Source organism: Microbacterium sp. LWO14-1.2 (genome assembly GCF_038397715.1).
Classification (GTDB): Bacteria; Actinomycetota; Actinomycetes; order Actinomycetales; family Microbacteriaceae; genus Microbacterium.
On sequence record NZ_CP151633.1, the window covers coordinates 1,077,526 to 1,096,326 of the forward strand.

Annotated in this window: 18 protein-coding genes; 9 read left to right on the forward strand and 9 right to left on the reverse strand. The window is 66.4% G+C overall.

Going from position 1 to position 18,801, the window contains the following annotated elements:
- Positions 1 to 52: 52 nt before the first annotated feature.
- Genes MRBLWO14_RS05265 through MRBLWO14_RS05275 form a run of 3 tightly spaced genes read left to right on the forward strand, consistent with a single transcriptional unit; the run spans position 53 to position 4,802 of the window.
- Positions 53 to 2,509 (forward strand): hypothetical protein, encoded by a 2,457-nt coding sequence (locus MRBLWO14_RS05265; protein ID WP_341935403.1) that lies wholly within the window; start codon positions 53 to 55, stop codon positions 2,507 to 2,509.
- Positions 2,506 to 3,663 (forward strand): hypothetical protein, encoded by a 1,158-nt coding sequence (locus MRBLWO14_RS05270; RefSeq protein ID WP_341935404.1) that lies wholly within the window; start codon positions 2,506 to 2,508, stop codon positions 3,661 to 3,663. Before MRBLWO14_RS05265 ends, MRBLWO14_RS05270 begins: the two co-directional genes overlap by 4 nt.
- A complete protein-coding gene (locus tag MRBLWO14_RS05275; protein ID WP_341935405.1) occupies positions 3,663 to 4,802 on the forward strand; it encodes a hypothetical protein in 1,140 nt (379 codons plus the stop codon). The genes MRBLWO14_RS05270 and MRBLWO14_RS05275 overlap by 1 nt, the downstream gene beginning before the upstream one ends.
- Before the next feature lie 303 nt (positions 4,803 to 5,105).
- On the opposite strand, the gene MRBLWO14_RS05280 is transcribed toward MRBLWO14_RS05275, so the two are convergent.
- From MRBLWO14_RS05280 to MRBLWO14_RS05290, 3 genes are all read right to left on the reverse strand, one after another.
- Complete coding sequence (locus tag MRBLWO14_RS05280) at positions 5,106 to 5,585, reverse strand: GNAT family N-acetyltransferase (RefSeq protein ID WP_341935406.1); 480 nt, start codon at positions 5,583 to 5,585, stop codon at positions 5,106 to 5,108.
- Between the two features lie 362 nt (positions 5,586 to 5,947).
- On the reverse strand, positions 5,948 to 6,337 hold the full coding sequence (locus MRBLWO14_RS05285; RefSeq protein WP_341935407.1) for a MerR family transcriptional regulator: 390 nt from the start codon (positions 6,335 to 6,337) through the stop codon (positions 5,948 to 5,950).
- Complete coding sequence (locus tag MRBLWO14_RS05290; protein ID WP_341935408.1) at positions 6,327 to 6,641, reverse strand: helix-turn-helix transcriptional regulator; 315 nt, start codon at positions 6,639 to 6,641, stop codon at positions 6,327 to 6,329. Before MRBLWO14_RS05290 ends, MRBLWO14_RS05285 begins: the two co-directional genes overlap by 11 nt.
- A gap of 238 nt (positions 6,642 to 6,879) precedes the next feature.
- On the opposite strand from MRBLWO14_RS05290, the gene MRBLWO14_RS05295 reads away from it, so the two are divergent.
- The gene (locus MRBLWO14_RS05295) at positions 6,880 to 7,785 is read left to right on the forward strand and encodes an NAD(P)/FAD-dependent oxidoreductase (RefSeq protein ID WP_341935409.1); all 906 of its coding nucleotides are present in this window, start codon (positions 6,880 to 6,882) and stop codon (positions 7,783 to 7,785) included.
- 141 nt (positions 7,786 to 7,926) lie between these two features.
- Here the strand turns inward: MRBLWO14_RS05295 and MRBLWO14_RS05300 are convergent, their stop codons facing one another.
- Positions 7,927 to 8,556, reverse strand: coding sequence for a histidine phosphatase family protein (locus MRBLWO14_RS05300; protein ID WP_341935410.1), 630 nt, complete (start codon positions 8,554 to 8,556; stop codon positions 7,927 to 7,929).
- A gap of 1 nt (position 8,557) precedes the next feature.
- Positions 8,558 to 8,932, reverse strand: coding sequence for a DUF5684 domain-containing protein (locus tag MRBLWO14_RS05305; RefSeq protein WP_341935411.1), 375 nt, complete (start codon positions 8,930 to 8,932; stop codon positions 8,558 to 8,560).
- A gap of 116 nt (positions 8,933 to 9,048) precedes the next feature.
- Here MRBLWO14_RS05305 and aspS point away from each other — a divergent pair, with 116 nt between their 5' ends.
- A complete protein-coding gene (gene aspS / locus MRBLWO14_RS05310) occupies positions 9,049 to 10,830 on the forward strand; it encodes an aspartate--tRNA ligase (RefSeq protein ID WP_341935412.1) in 1,782 nt (593 codons plus the stop codon).
- Positions 10,831 to 10,994: 164 nt separating this feature from the next.
- Here aspS and MRBLWO14_RS05315 read toward each other — a convergent pair whose 3' ends face one another.
- On the reverse strand, positions 10,995 to 11,822 hold the full coding sequence (locus tag MRBLWO14_RS05315; protein WP_341935413.1) for a TSUP family transporter: 828 nt from the start codon (positions 11,820 to 11,822) through the stop codon (positions 10,995 to 10,997).
- A 242-nt stretch (positions 11,823 to 12,064) separates the two neighbouring features.
- Between MRBLWO14_RS05315 and MRBLWO14_RS05320 the strand changes: the two genes are divergently transcribed.
- From MRBLWO14_RS05320 to MRBLWO14_RS05335, 4 genes are all read left to right on the forward strand, one after another.
- Positions 12,065 to 13,210 (forward strand): ABC transporter substrate-binding protein, encoded by a 1,146-nt coding sequence (locus MRBLWO14_RS05320; RefSeq protein ID WP_341935414.1) that lies wholly within the window; start codon positions 12,065 to 12,067, stop codon positions 13,208 to 13,210.
- An 86-nt stretch (positions 13,211 to 13,296) separates the two neighbouring features.
- A complete protein-coding gene (locus MRBLWO14_RS05325; protein WP_341936167.1) occupies positions 13,297 to 14,157 on the forward strand; it encodes an ABC transporter permease in 861 nt (286 codons plus the stop codon).
- The gene (locus MRBLWO14_RS05330; protein WP_341935415.1) at positions 14,154 to 14,948 is read left to right on the forward strand and encodes an ABC transporter permease subunit; all 795 of its coding nucleotides are present in this window, start codon (positions 14,154 to 14,156) and stop codon (positions 14,946 to 14,948) included. Before MRBLWO14_RS05325 ends, MRBLWO14_RS05330 begins: the two co-directional genes overlap by 4 nt.
- On the forward strand, positions 14,945 to 16,024 hold the full coding sequence (locus MRBLWO14_RS05335; RefSeq protein ID WP_341935416.1) for an ABC transporter ATP-binding protein: 1,080 nt from the start codon (positions 14,945 to 14,947) through the stop codon (positions 16,022 to 16,024). The genes MRBLWO14_RS05330 and MRBLWO14_RS05335 overlap by 4 nt, the downstream gene beginning before the upstream one ends.
- Positions 16,025 to 16,282: 258 nt before the next feature.
- Here MRBLWO14_RS05335 and MRBLWO14_RS05340 read toward each other — a convergent pair whose 3' ends face one another.
- From MRBLWO14_RS05340 to MRBLWO14_RS05350, 3 genes are read right to left on the reverse strand one after another with little or no spacing between them, the layout of a single operon-like run.
- A complete protein-coding gene (locus MRBLWO14_RS05340) occupies positions 16,283 to 17,038 on the reverse strand; it encodes an amino acid ABC transporter ATP-binding protein (protein ID WP_341935417.1) in 756 nt (251 codons plus the stop codon).
- Positions 17,035 to 17,832 (reverse strand): amino acid ABC transporter permease, encoded by a 798-nt coding sequence (locus MRBLWO14_RS05345; protein ID WP_341935418.1) that lies wholly within the window; start codon positions 17,830 to 17,832, stop codon positions 17,035 to 17,037. Before MRBLWO14_RS05345 ends, MRBLWO14_RS05340 begins: the two co-directional genes overlap by 4 nt.
- A gap of 36 nt (positions 17,833 to 17,868) precedes the next feature.
- On the reverse strand, positions 17,869 to 18,684 hold the full coding sequence (locus MRBLWO14_RS05350) for a basic amino acid ABC transporter substrate-binding protein (RefSeq protein WP_341935419.1): 816 nt from the start codon (positions 18,682 to 18,684) through the stop codon (positions 17,869 to 17,871).
- Positions 18,685 to 18,801: the final 117 nt, after the last annotated feature.

Here is an 18,801-nt window from a genome sequence, read left to right on the forward strand (position 1 = left end):
CGGCATGTCTGGTCATGGGGGACCCCGGCTTGACGCGGAAACAATCGCACTGATGACGTCGCTCGACGCCTTCGAAGAGCACACCTTCGAAGCGGGTCACAAGTACACGGCAGTCGAGTTCGTGGCGCGCGGCGAGACAGGTTTTGTGTGGCGAGTGAAAGATCGCTACGGGCGAGAGCGGGCGGCGAAGTTCACCCCCATCGAGTTCACCGACGAAGCTGACCCTCGGCGCGAGTTCGATCTGAGACAAGCGCTGCCCTCCCCGCTTTTCACACGCGCTGAAGACTTTGACATGTGGACACACTCGGCCACAGGAAAGCGGTTCCAGGTCATCGTCGAAGAATGGGTAGCGGACGCATCTACGCTCGAAGACTTCGTCAGGTTTCATCCCGACCGAATCGACATCAACACCGTCGTTGGACTCGTGCGGCACCTATCCAGCGCCCTCGACGCATTGGCTGCGAACGGCCTGGCACACGATGACCTGCACTGGCGCAACATCCTGGTCCGCGACTCGCTCCCCGGCGAGGTGAACTACTCGCCCACCGCGAACACCCTGCAGCTGGTCATCGTCGACACCGGGAGCCTGAAACTCATCCAGGACACGCACAAGCCGTGGACCGACTACAACCACCTCGCGCACCACCTCGCGCACATGCACAACGTGATGCATGCACGCCGAGACCTGACAGCCAGCGACCGGGAGTTCCTCGGCGAACTTCGGGACATCATGCCGATGCTCATCGAGGAGGACGCGGACCGAGGAATACGAACCGGAAAGGAACTTCGTAACCACATCGACGAGGCGTATGAGCGTGTGCGTTTCGGCGGCCCTCGCCGCACCAGGGCTCTCACTAACCCATTCGAGTTCATCAGCGCGGAACAGATCAGCAGCGACAGCCTTCTTCTCGACCTCTTCGCCACAACCTCATGGCTCGAGCAGGTCACCTCCGGCGACCCCGTTCTTCTCACCGGACCGCGTGGCTGCGGGAAGAGCATGGTCCTGCGATGGATGAGCCTGCGCGCTCACGCCGAACAACGAGACAAGGAGGTGCCGCTGACCTCGCTCAACGTCGCCGGAATCTACGTCTCCTGTACCGCGGACTTCCAGAATCGTTTTGCCGAGATTCAGACCGAGGCCGACCTCGAAGCGACTCGCCACGAGGTCATCCACTACTTCAATCTCATCCATGCGCGCGAGCTCGTCGCGACGCTCATGGCTATCGCCGCCCGCGACGACGCCGAGACTGTTTTCGGACTAGGTGACTCAGCCGCCGCGTCCATCGCCGCGTTCTTCGCTGCGCACATCCTCGAGCCGGATGGAGCATCGTTCGAGAACCTTCCTCTGCGCTCAGCGGCTAGCAGCCTCGAACGTGCCATCTTCGAGTCGCAGAAGCGTCTACACACCCATGCAGCCCCGGAGAAGACCCTCACCTCCATCTCCTTCCTGGGCGACCTGACGTCTGCGCTCGTGCGGGCTGTGCCCTTCTTCGACAAGCACCGCATCGCGTTCCTGCTCGACGACTTCAGCCTCCACCGGCTTTCCGAGCATGTCCAAAGAGCCTTGATCCCCATTGTGTGGGAGCGACGTTCCAGTCATATGTTCAAGGTCAGCAGCGAGAAGCACGGGATCGTGGACGACTATCAGGGCGGCGAGCTCACCATCGATCTCACGCGCGAACGAATTGAAGTCGACGCGGGGTCCGAGTTCGTCTCGGCCACACCGGAGCGCAACCTCGAGTTCGCGACCCAGCTGCTGGCCAATAGGCTCAAGGCCGCCGAGTGGTCTGGCACACCAGAGCAACTCATCGGCGGCTCGCCGTCGATGAAAGCCATCGCGGAGAAGCTCGCTGATCCCACACAGAGCAACGACCGAACGTACTACGGACTCGGCACCATCGCGAACCTCTGCTCCGGCGACGTCGCGACGCTACTGTACGTCTTCCGGCATGTCCTCGCGGGCAGCACGAGCACCTCGAAAGATCAGGTGCCGACGAACAAGCAGCACACGGCCATCATCGGAGTGAGCCGCGAGATGCTGCAGTCCCTGATGCATCATCGGCCGCTCGGGAAGCAGCTACACACGCACAGTGAGGCCTTCGGCCAGTTCGCCCGCCGCATGCTCGTCGACACCGCGACACAGAGTGGCGGCGGCAAGCCAGTGCAGATCCCGCGAATCGAGATCGACGGCGACAGCGCTGCACTGCAGACCTTGACGACCGAGCAGCAACGGCTCCGAAAAGAGCTCCTTCGCCGAGCCGTGTACATCTCGATTCAGCCCGGACGCAGCAGACACAACATGGTCACGACTACGAGGTGGCATCTACGCCGCATCTTCCTCCCTGCGTTCCTCGCGGGGCTCGGCAAAGACGAAGCCGTGAAAGCGACTGCCTCTGAATTCGGCGAGTTCCTGGACGGGCCTCAGGAGTTCCTCGACGGATGGCGCAAACGGCGACGCACGCACGAAGAACCCGCCGCTCAGCTCGACCTCTGGGGGGAGCAAGAATGAGAATCACGACCGTCTCATACGACCGGGTGGCAGAGATGCTGCCGGGCGTCCAAACCCTCGAGGCGGACCTTCGCGACTACGACGTACTCATCTGCGCCGCAGGATTCGAGGACCGCGCAACGCACATCACTGAGTGCGTCCGCACGAGCAACGCGTCCATCGCGACCGCAATCATCCTCGACTACAACAGCAACACCGAGGACAACGCAGGCAAGCGAAACGAACTCGTATCTCTCGTGGGCGCCGCCACAGGCACCGTGCACATCATCGATGACCAAGGAACTGAGTTCGAGTTCGACAAACGGCTCCAGTCCCTACTCCCGCCGAACGCCCGTATTCTCTTCGACGTCAGCGCGTGCAGCGGCGCCTACGTCCTGCGCGTCATGCGAGCACTCTTCGAGCATGCCCGGAGCCAGCCCATCAGCGTCGACATCGCCTACGCGTCGGCGCACGACTACAAGCCCTCGCAAGAAGAAGCCGAGAGCCTCATCAAGAGGTTCGATGAGGGCGATGCGGCCGAAGGGACAACACTCGGCCTCGACTTCGACGCCGACGAGACCGCACACATCATCGCCCCCGGCGACGTGCGGTTGGAACCCGTGTCGGAGAGCGCCGTCGTCATCTGCGGGTTCAACGCCGACAGAGTCGCCGCGTCGCTGGACAAGATCGACACGTCGTTCAACATCGACAAGAACCATCCTGACGTGAGGTTCATCAGCGGTCACCCACCACGCAGTCGCGACGAGTGGCGGTACGGCGTTATGAACCGCATCAACGGCCTCCGCCCGTCACAGAAAGCGTCGACGCTGCACTATCAGGAGACCCTGCGGCACCTCGAAGCAGCGTATTCCGCCACCGAGCCGCGCAGTCGTCTCACCGTTCTGCCTTTCGGTTCGAAGATGCAGTCCATCGCCGTCGCCCTTTTCGCGGAGGCGCATTCCGATGTGCGCGTGCAGATGCTCCCGCCCGTGAGCTACGGCGGCGCCGGCTACTCCCACGGTGTCGGCGAAACGTATCTGCTTCCGCTCGGAGACTTCGGGCGACTCAGCACGACCGTCAGAGCCATCAATGCGCTGTGCATCGAGGAGGACGTCGACAAGCGACCGCGGACAACCGCGGTAGCTTTGACCGACCCGCTGGGAGGGGCGCTCTAATGTCATTTTTCTCTGTGCTTGACGCCGCGAAGGCCGCAGACCGGACTGACTTCGAAGTGAAGAAGTTGCACCTCAATCTGTGGTCCCTCGCGGCGCTCGGAATTCACCGCCGAATGTTTGTCCTCGATGTCGGACTGCTCATCGAGGCCAAGACGAAGAACGTCGGTCAGATCACTCTCGCTCTCCCTTTCGACACTTTGGCACCGTCAAGCCTTCATTCGAAGGTGCTTGACCGTAAGCTTGCTGGCCTCATCTTCGACCGTGAGGTCAGCTTCGACGGCGACAAGGTCACCTACGGAAGCACCACATTCACCGCGCTGGAAGCGATGACGCAGATGGCGACGAAGGTCGATGCGTTCACACAGCGCGGCTTCTCGCTGTGGGACATCCCGCTGACGAAAGAGATTCAGAAGGGGGATTCTGCGTACATTCGAGTCCGTTTCCCCATCAGCGGCATCGGCCGAACCTGGCAGTGGACGAAATCTCGCCTCGTGAGGAACGGCGCGATCTTCGACTTCCGCATCTCCGATATTCGCAGTTCTCAGAAGGTCGCTGGCGGCTCGCAGCTGATCGACCGTATCCGGCCGATCCGTTCGGTCGCCGCGTTCGTGATGGCCCCGATCTGGCTCCATGCAGCGACGCTGCACCCGGAACCGGCGTACATCCGGTTGCTCGAGGGGAACGTCTGGTCTGACTACCTCGAGCGGTCGCCGGAACTGTCGCGCAGGTCTCGTCTCGTCGTGTACTACTGGCGAGAAGAGCCCGCCCCGGGTAAACCCATCACCACGCAGAACCCGATGCGCGCATTCGCCCAGTTCCGCGTTACGGCGAGATCCTCTGCGATTCGCACGGCCCTTATCGCGTCCCCCGTCCTCGCGTTCGTCGTCTGGGGACTCTTCGGTGTGCCCGTGCGAGCCGAGATCGTCCAGTGGTGGAATGAGACGTGGGCAGCTATTACCGGCTTCATCGCGCCGAACGGGGTCGCAATCATCTCGGTTGCTGTTGGTATCGCAGTGATCGCCGCCATACTGCGTCTCGTGGGGTGGTCGAAGAGCATCGGCCGCTGGGTCAAGACACGGTTCCACGATTTCGAGCAGTGGTTGTTTCACTTTCTCCGCGACGTCGGGCCCCGAGACTGAGTCGCAGGCTCAGTGCGCTGGTCGCAATCAGAACACTCGACGGTGCAAGTGCTCCGCCACACAGCCCGACTTGGTATGGGCCGGCTTAGCTCCGTCACGTGCCCCGGGGTTGTCACCCTCGCGACGTGTCCGCAGAAACTCGAGCGACTGCGGATCGTTTCAACGGCCCATGTGCTGTGCGCTCACGCTCTATCGCCGCGGAGAAGTAGGGGAAAGACCAGCGAGCGGCGGCGCGGCTGCCATGTCGCGCGCCGCGCTCTGGATCATCGGACTCGGAAGGGGTGACTCCGTGACGCTCGTCGGTCAGAGCGCGCGGCTGTAGACGTCCTCGTCGCGACCCACGCCGTACCGATCTCTTTCAGTGGCGATGCGCACAAACCTGCGTGAAGAGAGCAAGGGGGACAGCTCGTCCCTCACCGTCGTCGCCCCAGTGATGTAAACCTCGGTACATTCCGCCTGCTGGGCGCGCAGGAGCGCAGCGTCAAGCAGCGTGCGTCCGACGCCGGCGCCTCGATGCCCAGGAGCAACGTACAGCGTCGAAACCTTGAATCGGTGGGCATCTTTGGCGATGCCGAGCATCACTCCGACGAGCGTGCCAGCGTGGTCACGCACCAAGTGAGCGACGGCTTTGCCCTCGTCGATAAGTCGAAGTCGGGCATCAAGCCACTGCTCGCCACCCGGATACAGGACGGGGAGGAAGTCCAGAAGCTCCCGTACGTCTGAATGCCAGCTGTTGTCGTTCGCGTGGTTCAGTTGGAGACGGGGCGGAAGAAGTCTCGTCATTACATCACCTTCAATCGACTCACTTCGAATGATAGCTGCTCGTTCATATGAGCGACCGGCGGAAACGTGGGTACGCTGCATATCCCGCACATCCTCGCCGGCTGCCGACGGCAGTCCATCAACGATAGCGGTTGCCGGGGACGTTTCGTCAGGCGTGTCGCCTGCGTGCGCCACGTCCCTCAGTTCCGGGTTTCTTGACATGCTTTGCTATGCGCGTCGTGGGATCCGAGAACCCGCGCACCCGTCCTCACCACCGCATGTCGCACTACCGCCCCACTGAGGCGGTCAGGCGGGGAGCCCGAAGGGCAAAGCCCGCCCAAGGCTCTAGACATCAGGCCACGCGGTTTCCCATCAAGCAGCGGTCAGAAGCGCGCCAGAACGTCATCGACACCAGCGCGGAAGCGCGGGCACGTTGCGATGTCATGAGAACGGCAGTTCATCGCGTGCTCCGTCATCTCGCGCGACCGCCGCATGTCTTCCATGCGGCGGTCGATGTCGTCCAGATGCTGCTGCAGGACCTCGTGACGCTCGCGCGCCCCGTCGTCGAGCATCACCGCGATCTGCTTCAACGTCATCCCCGAAGCCTGGCTGCGCTGGATGACAGCGATCCGCACGACCTGGTCCTCGTCGTACCTACGTCGACCGGCCGAATCGCGCTCCGGGAGGAGCAGCCCAACGGTCTCCCAGTGGCGGAGGACATTGGTAGGCAAGCTCATCACGCGGGCGACGTCGCCGATGCTCCTAAGCTTCACTGGTCAGCCCCTCGTCGGAGCGCGCAGGCCACAGCGAGGTGTTCAACGCCTCCTCAAGGAGAGTGATCGTCCGCAAGTCGGGCCAGCGAGCCCCAGACAGAATGTTGCGGATCGTCCCCTCGTCGATGCCCGCATCGTCGGCGATGGATCGTACGCTCGCGTTGCTGACCTTGCGCTCTTCGTCGATGACGTGACGGAGGTTGTTCGCTAGTTGACGGGCTCTTTCCCCGGCGGTGTCCGGAGACGTGACATCCGGCCAGGAATCGGTGAGCTCTGAGGGCGCGTGGCGCGGGGACTTAGGCATGGATACTTTCCAAAAGAGAGTGTAGAAATCGCGAATTCACGTGGAGCAACTAGGTCAACCTGGTGCAGGTAGGCGACGCTGGTGCAGGTTGAAGGTTGTTTTGGCGCGGGTTGCGTGACGATTGACAATCGAAGCGACTCGCGACGTCGCCGACGGACCACGGATGCTCGCGACTTGACTTCATGTCAACATGAAGTCACACACTGGGCGGGAAAGCAACTCCCCCGAGAGGACACCCATGTACGACGCGATCGTGATCGGCGCCGGCCCCGCCGGGCTCCAGGCCGCCCTGACCCTCGGCCGGATGCACCGGTCGACCCTGCTGCTCGACTCCGGCGAGTACCGCAACGGCACCGTGCAGCACATGCACAACGTCATCGCGAACGACGGCACCCCGCCCGCCGAGTTCCGCGCGACGGCCCGCGCGCAACTGGCGGAGTACGCGGACGTCGAGATCCGCGACGTGGCCGTGCAGCGCGTCGCCGGCATCGCGGGCGACTTCGTAGTGTCGCTGCCGGGCGGCGCCTCGGCATCCGCTCGCACCGTGATCCTCGCGACGGGCATCGCCGACGACCTGCCCCCGGTCGAGGGGTTGGACGCCCTCTGGGGGCGCGGGGCGTTCTCCTGCCCGTTCTGCGACGGCCACGAGCACGCGGGCAGGCCCATCGCGGTGCTCGGAGCCGCCGCGAGGGCCGAGCACCTCATCGGCATGCTCGGACGCTTCGTCGGCGTGATCACCGCTGTCCCCGTCGACGAGCCGTACACCGACGAAGAGGTCGCGTCGCTCGAAGCCCGCGGGGCGCGCGTGAGTCGCACGCCCGTGGACTCCGTGGGCCGCGCGGGCGATGACGTCGTCGTGCGCACCGCGGATGCCGAGCACGAGGTCGCGGGGATCTTCGTCGCCTCCGCTTCGATGCGTCAGCGCGCCCCGTTCGCCGCACAGCTCGGGCTCGGGATGCTGGAGTCCGGCGCGATCGGGATCGACGAGTTCGGACGCACTTCCGTGCCCGGGATCTTCGCCGCGGGTGACATCGCGCACCGCGCATCGCTGCCGGGTCCGATGGCCGCCGTCATGATGGCCGCGACCGCCGGGCAGCTCGCCGCGGTCGGCGTCATCCAGGACCTGATGGCGTCGGAAGCCTGACCCGTTTCGTCTCGTCGCTGCGCTCCCCGCTCAACGACCCGCGGGAGGATGCCCCACGAGGGTCGTTGAGCGAGCGGAGCACCACCCGGGTCGTTGAGCGAGCGGAGCGAGACGAAACGCGACACCGCACGCGGCACGCCGTCAGACGGCGCCGACGTCGACCGCGCCGCCCGTCGCGGCGGGCTCGGCATACGCGACCTCGCGCCACACATCGCCGACGAGTTCGAACGACGTGACGCTCGAGAGCGCGCAGCGCCGGGTGCGCGGGTCGTGCCGCAGCGGCAGTCCCGCGACGCGCAGATGGGTGATCCAGATCGGCGCCTGGTGCGAGACCATCACGAGGTCTCCCCCGTCGGAGGCGTTCCAGGCCTCGGCCATGAGTCCCGTCATCCGCTCGGCGATCGAGGCGTACGGCTCGCCCCAGCTCGGCAGCGACGGCTGTCGCAGATGCCACCAGTTCAGCGGGTTGAGCAGAGACCGCTTCATCTGCGTGCCCTCGAAGACGTTGGTCGGCTCGATCAGCCGCACGTCGATCTCGGGCACGAGGTCGAAGCGCTCTGCGAACGGCTCGGCCGACTCCTGGGTGCGCTCCAACGGCGAGCAGAACAGTCCGCTCATGGGGCGGTCGAGCCCGGCGACGTACTCGGCGGCGGCGCTCGCCATCTTCCGCCCTGCGCGGCTCAGGTGGTAGTCGGGCAGTCGCCCGTACAGCACCCGCGCGGGGTTGTGCACCTCGCCGTGTCGGACCAGGTGCAGTCGCGAGGCCGGCACGTCAGGCCTTGCTGTAGCGCGACTCGCCGAAGCCCAGGATCAGGTAGCCGATGTACGGGAAGACGAAGAGCAGGAAGAACGAGAACAGCCCGCCCTTGCCGAACCGCTCGCCGAGCTTGATGGCGACGATGATGCCGAAGACGAACCCGACGACGGGGATGAGATAGAGCAGCGCGAACCATCCGGACATCCCGGCGATCTTGACGAGGAAGACCACGTTCACGATCGGGATGATCGCGAGGATGCCGGGGTACCCCGCCTTCGTGAACACCTTCCAGAGGCCGATGACGACGAGGATGTAGAAGACGAGGGCGATGAGGCCCGTGGTTCCCGAGAAGATCGATGCGTACAGGTCGGAGATGCCGTTGCGGTCCATGGTGCGCCTTTCTGTCGTGGCGATCCTACTGACCGATATGCAGCGGGCCGGGGAGGCGATGCCCGCCCACGTAGAATGGGCGGGTTCACCATCTCCCAGATCAGGAGGAATCCTCCGTGCTTCGCACTCACTCCGCCGGCTCCCTGCGAGCCGAGCACATCGGCCAGACCGTCACCCTCACCGGGTGGGTGGATCGCCGTCGTGATCACGGAGGAGTCGCGTTCATCGATCTGCGGGACGCATCGGGCATCGCCCAGGTCGTTATCCGCGACGAGGAGATCGCGCACCCGCTGCGCAACGAGTTCGTGCTCAAGGTCACGGGCGAGGTGTCCCGCCGCCCCGACGGCAACGAGAACCCGAACCTCCCGACCGGTGAGATCGAGGTCATCGCCACCGACGTCGTGGTCCTCAACGAGTCCGCTCCCCTGCCGTTCCAGGTGTCGACGGCGCTCGCCGAGACCGAGAACGTCGGCGAGGAGGCCCGCCTCAAGTACCGCTATCTCGACCTGCGGCGCCCCGCCGCGGCATCCGCTCTGCGCCTGCGTTCCGACGTGTACAAGGCGATCCGCGACGTGCTGCACGCCGAGGACTTCACCGAGGTCGAGACCCCGACCCTCACGCGCTCGACGCCGGAGGGCGCCCGCGACTTCGTCGTGCCGGCGCGCCTGCACCCCGGCAGCTGGTACGCGCTGCCGCAGTCGCCGCAGCTGTTCAAGCAGCTGCTCATGGTCGGCGGCGTGGAGAAGTACTTCCAGATCGCCCGCTGCTACCGCGACGAGGACTTCCGCGCTGACCGTCAGCCGGAGTTCACGCAGCTCGACATCGAGATGAGCTTCGTCGAGCAGGAAGACGTCATCGCGCTCATGGAGCGCCTCGTCGTCGCGATGTGGAAGACGATCGGCGTCGAAGTGCAGACTCCGCTGCCGCGCATGACCTACGCCGAGGCGATGTCGAAGTACGGCTCCGACAAGCCCGACCTGCGCTTCGGTCTCGAGCTCGTCGAGGCGACCGAGTACTTCGCAGACACCCCGTTCCGCGTGTTCCAGGCCGAGTACGTCGGCGCGGTGCGCATGCCCGGCGGCGCGAGCCAGCCGCGCAAGCAGCTCGACGCCTGGCAGGACTGGGCCAAGCAGCGCGGCGCCCGCGGCCTCGCGTACGTGCTCTTCAACGAGGACGGCACGCTCGGCGGCCCCGCCGCGAAGAACCTGTCCGAGGCCGAGCAGGCGGGCCTCGCCGAGTTCGTCGGCGCCGAGCCGGGGGACTGCGTGTTCTTCGCCGCCGGCGCCACGAAGGAGAGCCGGGCGCTGCTCGGCGCCGCCCGCGTCGAGATCGGTCGCCGCCTCGGGTACCTGAATCCCGACGAGTTCGCGTTCACCTGGGTCGTCGACGCCCCGATGTTCGAGCCGGCGGCGGATGCCGTGGCCTCGGGCGACGTCGCGGTCGGCGCTGGCGCCTGGACCGCCGTGCACCACGCCTTCACGGGTCCGAAGCCGGAGTTCGAGGACACCTTCGACACCGACCCCGGCTCCGCCCTCGCCTATGCGTACGACATCGTGTGCAACGGCTCGGAGCTCGGCGGCGGGTCCATCCGCATCCACCGCGAAGACATCCAGAAGCGGGTCTTCGAGGTCATGGGCCTCAGCGACGAGCTGGCCAAGGAGCAGTTCGGCTTCCTGCTGGACGCCTTCAAGTTCGGCGCCCCGCCGCACGGCGGCATCGCCCTCGGCATGGACCGCGTGCTGCAGCACCTGTCGAAGACGGAGTCGATCCGCGAGGTCATCGCCTTCCCGAAGTCGGGCAACGGCTTCGACCCGCTCACCGCGGCTCCCGCGCCCATCACGGCCGAGCAGCGCGCCGAGGCGGGCGTGGACTTCGAGCCGGAGGATGCCGAGGCCTGACCCGGCACCCTCGCTCCACCTCGGTCGTTGAGCGACACTTCGACTCGCTTCGCTCGCTCAGTGCGGGTCTCCGCGAGACGAAACGCGGTGAGACGCTCTGTGCGTCTCACCGCGTTTCGTCTCGTCGCTGCGCTCCTCGCTCAACGACGGGGATCCGGCGCACGTCAGCGCAGCGACGCCATCGCGGGGACGATGTTCTCGTTCCATACGTCGACGCCGAGCTTCGCGATGAGCGCGACGACCACGAGCAGGAACACGACGCGGATGAACGTCGCGCCGCGCGAGATCGCCATCCGCGATCCGAGATAGCTGCCCGCGACGTTCGCGATCGCGAGGATGCCGCCGAGCAGCCACAGCACGGCACCGTGCGGGATGAACAGCAGCAGCGCTCCGGTGTTCGTGGCGAGGTTCACGATCTTGGCCTTCGCGCTCGCCTGCAGGAAGTCGTAGCCGAGCAGCGCGACGAGCGAGATCACGAGGAACGTGCCCGTCCCTGGGCCGATGAGCCCGTCGTAGAACCCGATCACGAGCCCCGCCAGCCCCGCCATGATGTGGTGCCTGTGCCCGGAGAACCGCAGCTTCGTGGCCGCCCCCATCTGCGGGCGGAACGCCGTGAACAGCGCGACCGCGAGCAGCGCGACGACGATGATGGGCTTGAACGCCGCTGCCGGCAGCACAGTGGCGACGGCCGCGCCGCCGAAGGATCCGGCGAGCGCGATCACCGCCATCGGCAGCGCCGTGCGGATGTCGGGTTTCGCGCGTCGGTAGTACGTCACGCTGCTCGTCGCGGTGCCGAACACCGAGGCGAGCTTGTTCGTCGCAAGAGCCTGGATCGGCGAGATCCCCGGGATCAGCAGGAGCGCCGGGAGCTGCAGCAGTCCCCCGCCTCCGACGACGGCATCGATCCACCCGGCGGCGAAGGCCGCGACGACGATGAGGATCAGCGTGCCCCAGGTGAGCTGCTCCAGCCCGAGCACACTGCCGATGTCCATCCCTCCAGGATGTCAGACCGCGAGGGCGCACCAGCGACGCCACCCGCGGCGAGTGGCCCCATGTCCGGCATCCTGCATCTCTGCGCACAGCTGTCCTGACGGCGCACCACGCCGCACCGGATCGGCCATGAACCGGACACCGTTCGTTCACCCACCCCCGCACGATCGGCAACGTGGGAGCCGTAGTTTCCTCTCGCAACCCGAATACCGGCACACAGCGCCGGATACCGAGAGGACACCCCATGTCTCGCATCACCCGCCGCGCCCGCATCGGCGCCGGCCTCGCCCTGGTCACCACGGCCGCCCTCGCCCTGACCGCCTGCTCCGGTGCGGCAGATGCCGCGGGCTCCGGCTCCGGCGAGGGTTCCGTCGACGCCGCGACCGCCACGTCCGTCGAGGACTTCGGCACCTTCGCCGACCTCGAAGAGGCAGCGAAGGCCGAGGGACAGCTCAACGTCATCGCCCTCCCCCGCGACTGGGCGAACTACGGCGAGATCATCGACCTGTTCATGGAGAAGTACCCGGAGATCACGGTCAACGAGGCGTCACCCGATGTCTCCAGCGCCGAGGAGATCCAGGCAGCCGAGACCAACAAGGGGCTCGACACCGCTCCCGACGTGTTCGACCTCGGGCTGACCGTCGCCCTGCAGAACACCGACCACTTCGCCCCCTACAAGGTGCAGACGTGGGATGACATCCCCGAGGAGCTGAAGGAGCCCACCGGTCTCTTCGTCGGTGATTACGGCGGCTACATGTCGATCGGCTACGACTCGTCGAAGTTCCCCGCACCCGACTCGCTCGACGACCTGTTGGGCGCCGACTACAAGGGCGCAGTGGCGATCAACGGTGACCCGACGCAGGCGGGCGCGGCGTTCGCTGCCGTGGGCCTCGCGACCGTGCAGTCCGACGGCACGCTCGACGACTACCAGCCGGGCATCGACTTCTTCTCCGAACTGCAGAAGGCGGGCAACCTGCTCAAGGTCGACGTGACCACCGCGACGATCGCGAGCGGTGAGACCCCCGTCGTCTTCGACTGGGACTACCTGAACGCCACGCACGTCGCCGACAACAAGGACTGGAAGGTCGTCGTGTTCGACGGCACCGGCTACGCCGGCTACTACAACCAGGCCGTGAACGTCGACGCTCCGCACCCGGCCGCCGCTCGCCTGTGGCAGGAGTTCCTCTACAGCGACGAGGTGCAGAACCTGTGGCTCGGCGGCGGCGCCCGCCCGGCTCGCATGGATGCCATGACCGAGGCGGGCACGATCGACGCCGACCTCGCCGCCGCCCTCCCCGAGGTCCCGGACGAGACGGTCGTCCCGACCGAGGAGCAGTCGACGAACGCCGGAACCCTGCTCGGCGAGAAGTGGGCTGCGGCGGTCCAGTGACCACTGCCATCGCAGCGGGGGCGGATGCCACGGCATCCGCCCCCGTCCCCTCCGCTCCGCACGGCGCGGGGCCGGCGACGTCGTCGCTGGCCCCGCGCTCCGCGCCGTCCGCCGCCTGGCTCGGACTCGTCCCGTTCGCCGCGTACGTGCTGCTCTTCCTCGCCGTGCCCACCGTGCTCGCGATCGGCTCCGGCTTCTTCACGAAGGATGGCGAGTTCACCTGGACGAACGTCTCGGCACTCGCCGACCCCGTCGTCCTGACGACCTTCGCGAACTCCGCGTGGCTGTCTCTCCTCACCGCCGTGGTCGGCGCGGCCGTCGGCGCGCTCGTCTGCTACGCCCTGCTCGGCATGGATCCCGAAGGCGTCGTGCGCTCGACGGTGGATGCCGCGGCAGGCGTGCTCGCGCAGTTCGGCGGCGTGATGCTGGCGTTCGCGTTCATCGCGACGATCGGCATCCAGGGGGTGCTGAAGCTCTTCCTGCAGGACACGTTCGGCATCAACATCTACGAGAACGGCACCTGGCTGTACGAACTGCCCGGCCTGATCCTGCCGTACATCTACTTCCAGATCCCGCTCATGGTCATCACGTTCATGCCGGCGCTCGCGGCGCTGAAGCCGCAGTGGTCCGAGGCGAACCTCACCCTGGGCGGCACGCGAGCCAGCTTCTGGCTGCGCATCGGCATCCCGGTACTCGCTCCCTCGTTCCTCGCGAGCCTGCTGCTGCTGTTCGCGAACGCCTTCTCGTCGTACGCCACGGCGGCGGCGCTCGCCAGCCAGGGCTCGCAGATCGTGCCGCTGCAGATCCGCACGGCGCTCACGAGCGAAACCGTACTGGGTCGGGAGAACCTCGCCGGTGCCCTCGCGCTCGGCATGATCCTCGTCGTCGGAGTCGTGATGGCCCTGTACTCGCTCATCCAGCGTCGGGCAGCGAGGTGGCAGTCATGAACCGCCTCGCCCCCTCCCCCGTGACGCGCTGGGTCATCGGCATCCTGGTGGGCGCGTTCTTCGCGATCCCGCTCGTCTCGACGTTCCTGTACACGCTGCGTCAGACCGACGGTTCCCTCGGCTTCGAGCGGTGGGCCGCGCTGTTCGACCCGGCGAAATCCGCGGCGATCCGTCCGATCTGGATGGGTTTGGGCAACTCGCTCGTGCTGGCGTTCGTGACCGTCGCGATCGTGCTGCTGCTCCTCGCGCCGACGATGATCCTCGTCAATCTGCGTTTCGGGCGTCTGCGGCCGGCGTTCGAGTTCGCGGTGCTGCTGCCGATCTCGATCCCCGCGATCGTGCTGGTCGTCGGCCTCGCCCCGATCTATCTGCAGATCGGTCGCTCCCTCGGCACCGGCACCTGGACGCTCGCGTTCGCCTACGGCATCACCGTGCTGCCGTTCGCGTACCGGTCGATCCAGGCGTCGATCGACGCCGCCGACCTGCGCACGCTCGCCGAAGCCGCCCGCTCCCTCGGTGCGAGCTGGCCGACCGTCGTGCTGAAGGTCCTCGCGCCGAACCTCCGTCAGGGTCTGCTCGCGGCATCCCTCATCTCGATCGCCGTCGTGCTCGGGGAGTTCACGATCGCCTCGCTGCTCAACCGCCAGGTGTTCCAGACCGCGATGGTGGTCGTGCAGAAGCAGGACCCGTATGCGCCGGCGATCTTCACCCTCCTGGCGCTGGCTTTCGTCTTCGTCCTGCTCCTCCTCATCGGCCGCGTCGCGCGCGGCAATCGAAAGGCCCTGTCATGACCCTCCCTCAGACCGCCGACAACATCCTGCTCGCCGAAGCAGGCGAGGGCACCCGCGTGCAGCTGCAGCGCATCGTCAAGAGCTACGGCAGCAACACCGTGCTGCACGGGGTCGACCTCGACATCGCTCCGGGCGAGTTCGTCTCGCTGCTCGGTCCGTCGGGATGCGGCAAGACGACGCTGCTGCGGGTGCTCGCCGGACTCGAAGGGCTCGACAGCGGTGCCGTGCTCCTCGACGGCGGCGACGTGTCGCGCGTGCCGACGAACAAGCGCGATATCGGGATGGTCTTCCAGTCGTACTCGCTGTTCCCGCACCTGCGCGTCGTCGACAACACCGCGTTCGGTCTGCGGCGCCGCGGCATCGGCAAGAGCGAGGCCGCGACGCGAGCCCTCGATGCGCTCGCACTGGTGGGTCTCGGCGACTTCGCCGACCGATTCCCGCACCAGCTCTCGGGCGGCCAGCAGCAGCGCGTCGCGCTCGCCCGTGCGCTCGTCACCGAGCCCAAGGTCCTGCTGCTCGACGAGCCGCTGTCGGCGCTCGACGCGAAGGTGCGGGTGCAGTTGCGCGACGAGATCCGCCGCATCCAGCTGCGCCTCGGCATCACCACGGTCTTCGTGACGCACGACCAGGAGGAGGCCCTCGCCGTCTCCGACCGGATCGCCGTGATGAATGCGGGCACGATCGAGCAGATCGGGTCGCCCGAGGAGCTATACACGACGCCGTCGACGGCGGGCGTGGCCGCGTTCGTGGGTCTGTCGAGCGTCGTCTCGGGCGTCGCCGAGGGCGATCACGTCGTGGTGTGGGGACAGCGGCTTCCGCTGCAGGCGCCGGCGGACGGCCCGGTCGACGTCTACCTGCGCCCGGAGAACGTGCACTTCGCGTCGGAGGCGGATGCTGCGACCGATGCCCTCGTGCAGGAGAGCACGTTCCTCGGCAGCATGCGCCGCACGCTCGTGCGCACGGAGTCGGGCGAGCTCGTGCGGCTGCAGCACGCCCCCGGCATCCATCCGGCCTTCGGCGATCGCGTGCGCATCGCCGTGGCTCCCGAGCCGGTCGCGGTGCACCCGCGCGGCTGAGCCGCACGCCGCGTTCCCGCTTCCCCCTCCCCTCCCCGCCCCTGCTCCCCCTGCTCCCTCCCCACCCTGGCGCCGAAACCCACCACGCGCGCCGAAGCCCACCAGAAACGACGTCCGCGCTGGTGGGTTTCGACGCGCATGGTGGGTCTGGGCGTGACTATGACGCCCGGGGACGCGCTTGAGGGGCAGCGCGCACGAGAGGCAGCGCGCGCGAGGGCAGGACGCGCGCGAGGAGCAGGGCCCCGCGAGGGGACAGGGTCAAAGAACGCGGGAGAGGAAGTCCTGCGTGCGCGAATGCTGGGGATTAGCCAGCACCTCGCGCGGGTCGCCCTCTTCGACGATGTGGCCGCCGTCCATGAAGATGAGGCGCGAGCCCACCTCCCGGGCGAAGCCCATCTCATGCGTCACGACGAGCATCGTCATGCCCTCGTCGGCGAGCGACCGCATGACCTGCAGCACTTCGCCCACCAGTTCGGGGTCGAGCGCCGAGGTCGGCTCGTCGAACAGCATCATGTCGGGGTTCATGCACAGGGCACGCGCGATCGCGACGCGCTGCTGCTGTCCGCCCGACAGGTGTCCGGGGAACGCCTTCGCCTTCTCCGCGAGCCCGACCCGGCCGAGCATCTCGTGCGCGATCCGCTCCGACTCGGCCTTGTTGCGCTTCTTCACGCGACGCTGGGCGATCGTCAGGTTATCCAGCACGCTCAGGTGCGGGAACAGATTGAAGCTCTGGAACACCATCCCGATGCGCGTGCGCACCCGGTCGATGTCGACGTCGGGATCGGTGATGTCGATGCCCTCGATGAAGACCTTGCCGTCGGTCGGCTCCTCGAGCAGGTTCACGGAACGCAGCAGCGTCGACTTACCCGAGCCCGACGGGCCGATCACGCAGACGACCTCGCCGGCGGTCACGGTCAGGTCGATGCCCTTGAGCACCTCGTTGTCGCCGAAGGTCTTGACGAGTCCCCGCACGTCGATCGCCGGGGCGTGGACGTCGATCAGGTCGGTGGTCATCGCTGCCTCGCCATCCGCCGCTCGAGATACGCGGTGAAACGCGTGAGCGGGATCGTCACGATCAGGTACAGGATCGCCGCCATGATCAACGGCGTCGCGTTCGAGTTCTGGGTCGTCGCGTCACGCGCGAAGGTCGTCAGCTCCTTCGACCAGATGAACGCACCCGCGATGAAGAGCAGCGACGTGTCCTTGAGCAGCAGCACGAACTCGTTGGTCAGCGGCGGGATGATGATGCGGAAGCCCTGCGGCACGACGATCCAGAAGGTCGTCTTCATGGGCGACATACCCAGGGAGCGGGCCGCCTCGGTCTGCCCCTTCGGCACGGCCTGGAGGCCGGCGCGGATGGTCTCCGCCATGTACGCGGAGGCGACCAGGATCAACCCGATGAGACCGAGAACCACGGGACCACCGAGCTCCTGCCCTCGGATACCTGTAGCGATCGGCACGATGAAAGCGACGCCGAAGATCGTGAGGATCGCAGGAAGCCCGCGGAACAGCTCGATCCAGGCCGTCGCGATCCAGCGGAACGGGCCGATGCTCGACAGCTTCAGCAGAGCGAGGAAGATGCCGAGCAGCAGCCCTCCGGCGAAGGCCACCACCGTGAACCAGACGGTGTTCACGAGGGCGGTGGTGATGATCCCGGGGAACATCTTCGCCGCGACCTCGGGGTTGAAGAAGAGCGGACCGATCTTCGCCCAGTTGGTCGAGACCGCAGCCCAGATGACGATCGCGATCAGCACCGCGTAGACGATGTATCGGTACAGCTTCTGCTTCGTGGTGCGCCTCAACGCCATTGTCAAGGTCCTCCCGATCCCTTGCCTACCGTCGGATCAGTTCGCGGTGAAGTAGGTGTCGTAGATCTTCTGGTAGTCGCCGCTGTCGCGGAGCTCCTTGAGAGCACCGTTGACCGCGTCGAGCAGCTCGGCCTTCTCGCCCTTTGCGAAGGCGAAGCCGTAGGACTCGTCGGTGTTGTACTCCTCGACGATCTCGTAGGCGCTGTCGGCCTTCTCGTGCTCGAGGTTCACCGGCTGGTCCTGCAGGATCGCGTCGATCTGGCCGGCCTGCATCGCGGGCCACAGCTCGCCGTCTGAGGGGTACTGCACGATCTGCGCGCCCGTGGCGTTCTCGTTCGCGTAGGCCTCGCCCGTGGTTCCCTGCTGGACGCCGACGTTCTTGCCGTCGAGGTCCTTGATCGACTCGATGCCGGAGTCGGTGCGTACGAGCAACGACTGCAGCGAGTCGTAGTACGGGTCGGAGAAGTCGATGTTCGCCTTGCGCTCGTCGGTGATGGTCATCGCCGACGCACCGATGTCGCAGGTCCCTGCGGCCAGTGTCGTTCCCGACTGCAGGGCGTCGAAGCCGACGTCCTGCACGGCCAGCTTGAGGTCGAGCTTCTTGGCGATCGCGTCGAGCAGGTCGATGTCGAAGCCGGTGTAGCCGGTGCCGTTGTCTCCACCCTCGAACTCGAACGGCGGGTAAGGGATGTCGGAGCAGACCGTCAGCGTGCCCGCGTCGACAAGCCCGTACTCGTTGTCCGCATCGGAATCGCCGCCGCCGGATCCGCCCGCTCCGCCTGCGCAGCCCGCGAGAGCGAGGGTGGCGGTCGCCGCGAGAGCGATCCCGGCGATGATGTTGCGACGCTGCATGTCAGCTCCTGAGGGGACGAGGGTCGAATGCCCACGGACGGGTAGGAGAACATCTAAACACGGGCGGCATCGCCCGACGGAACGGCGAGGGCCCTCTGCGCATTACGTTTGTGTTGC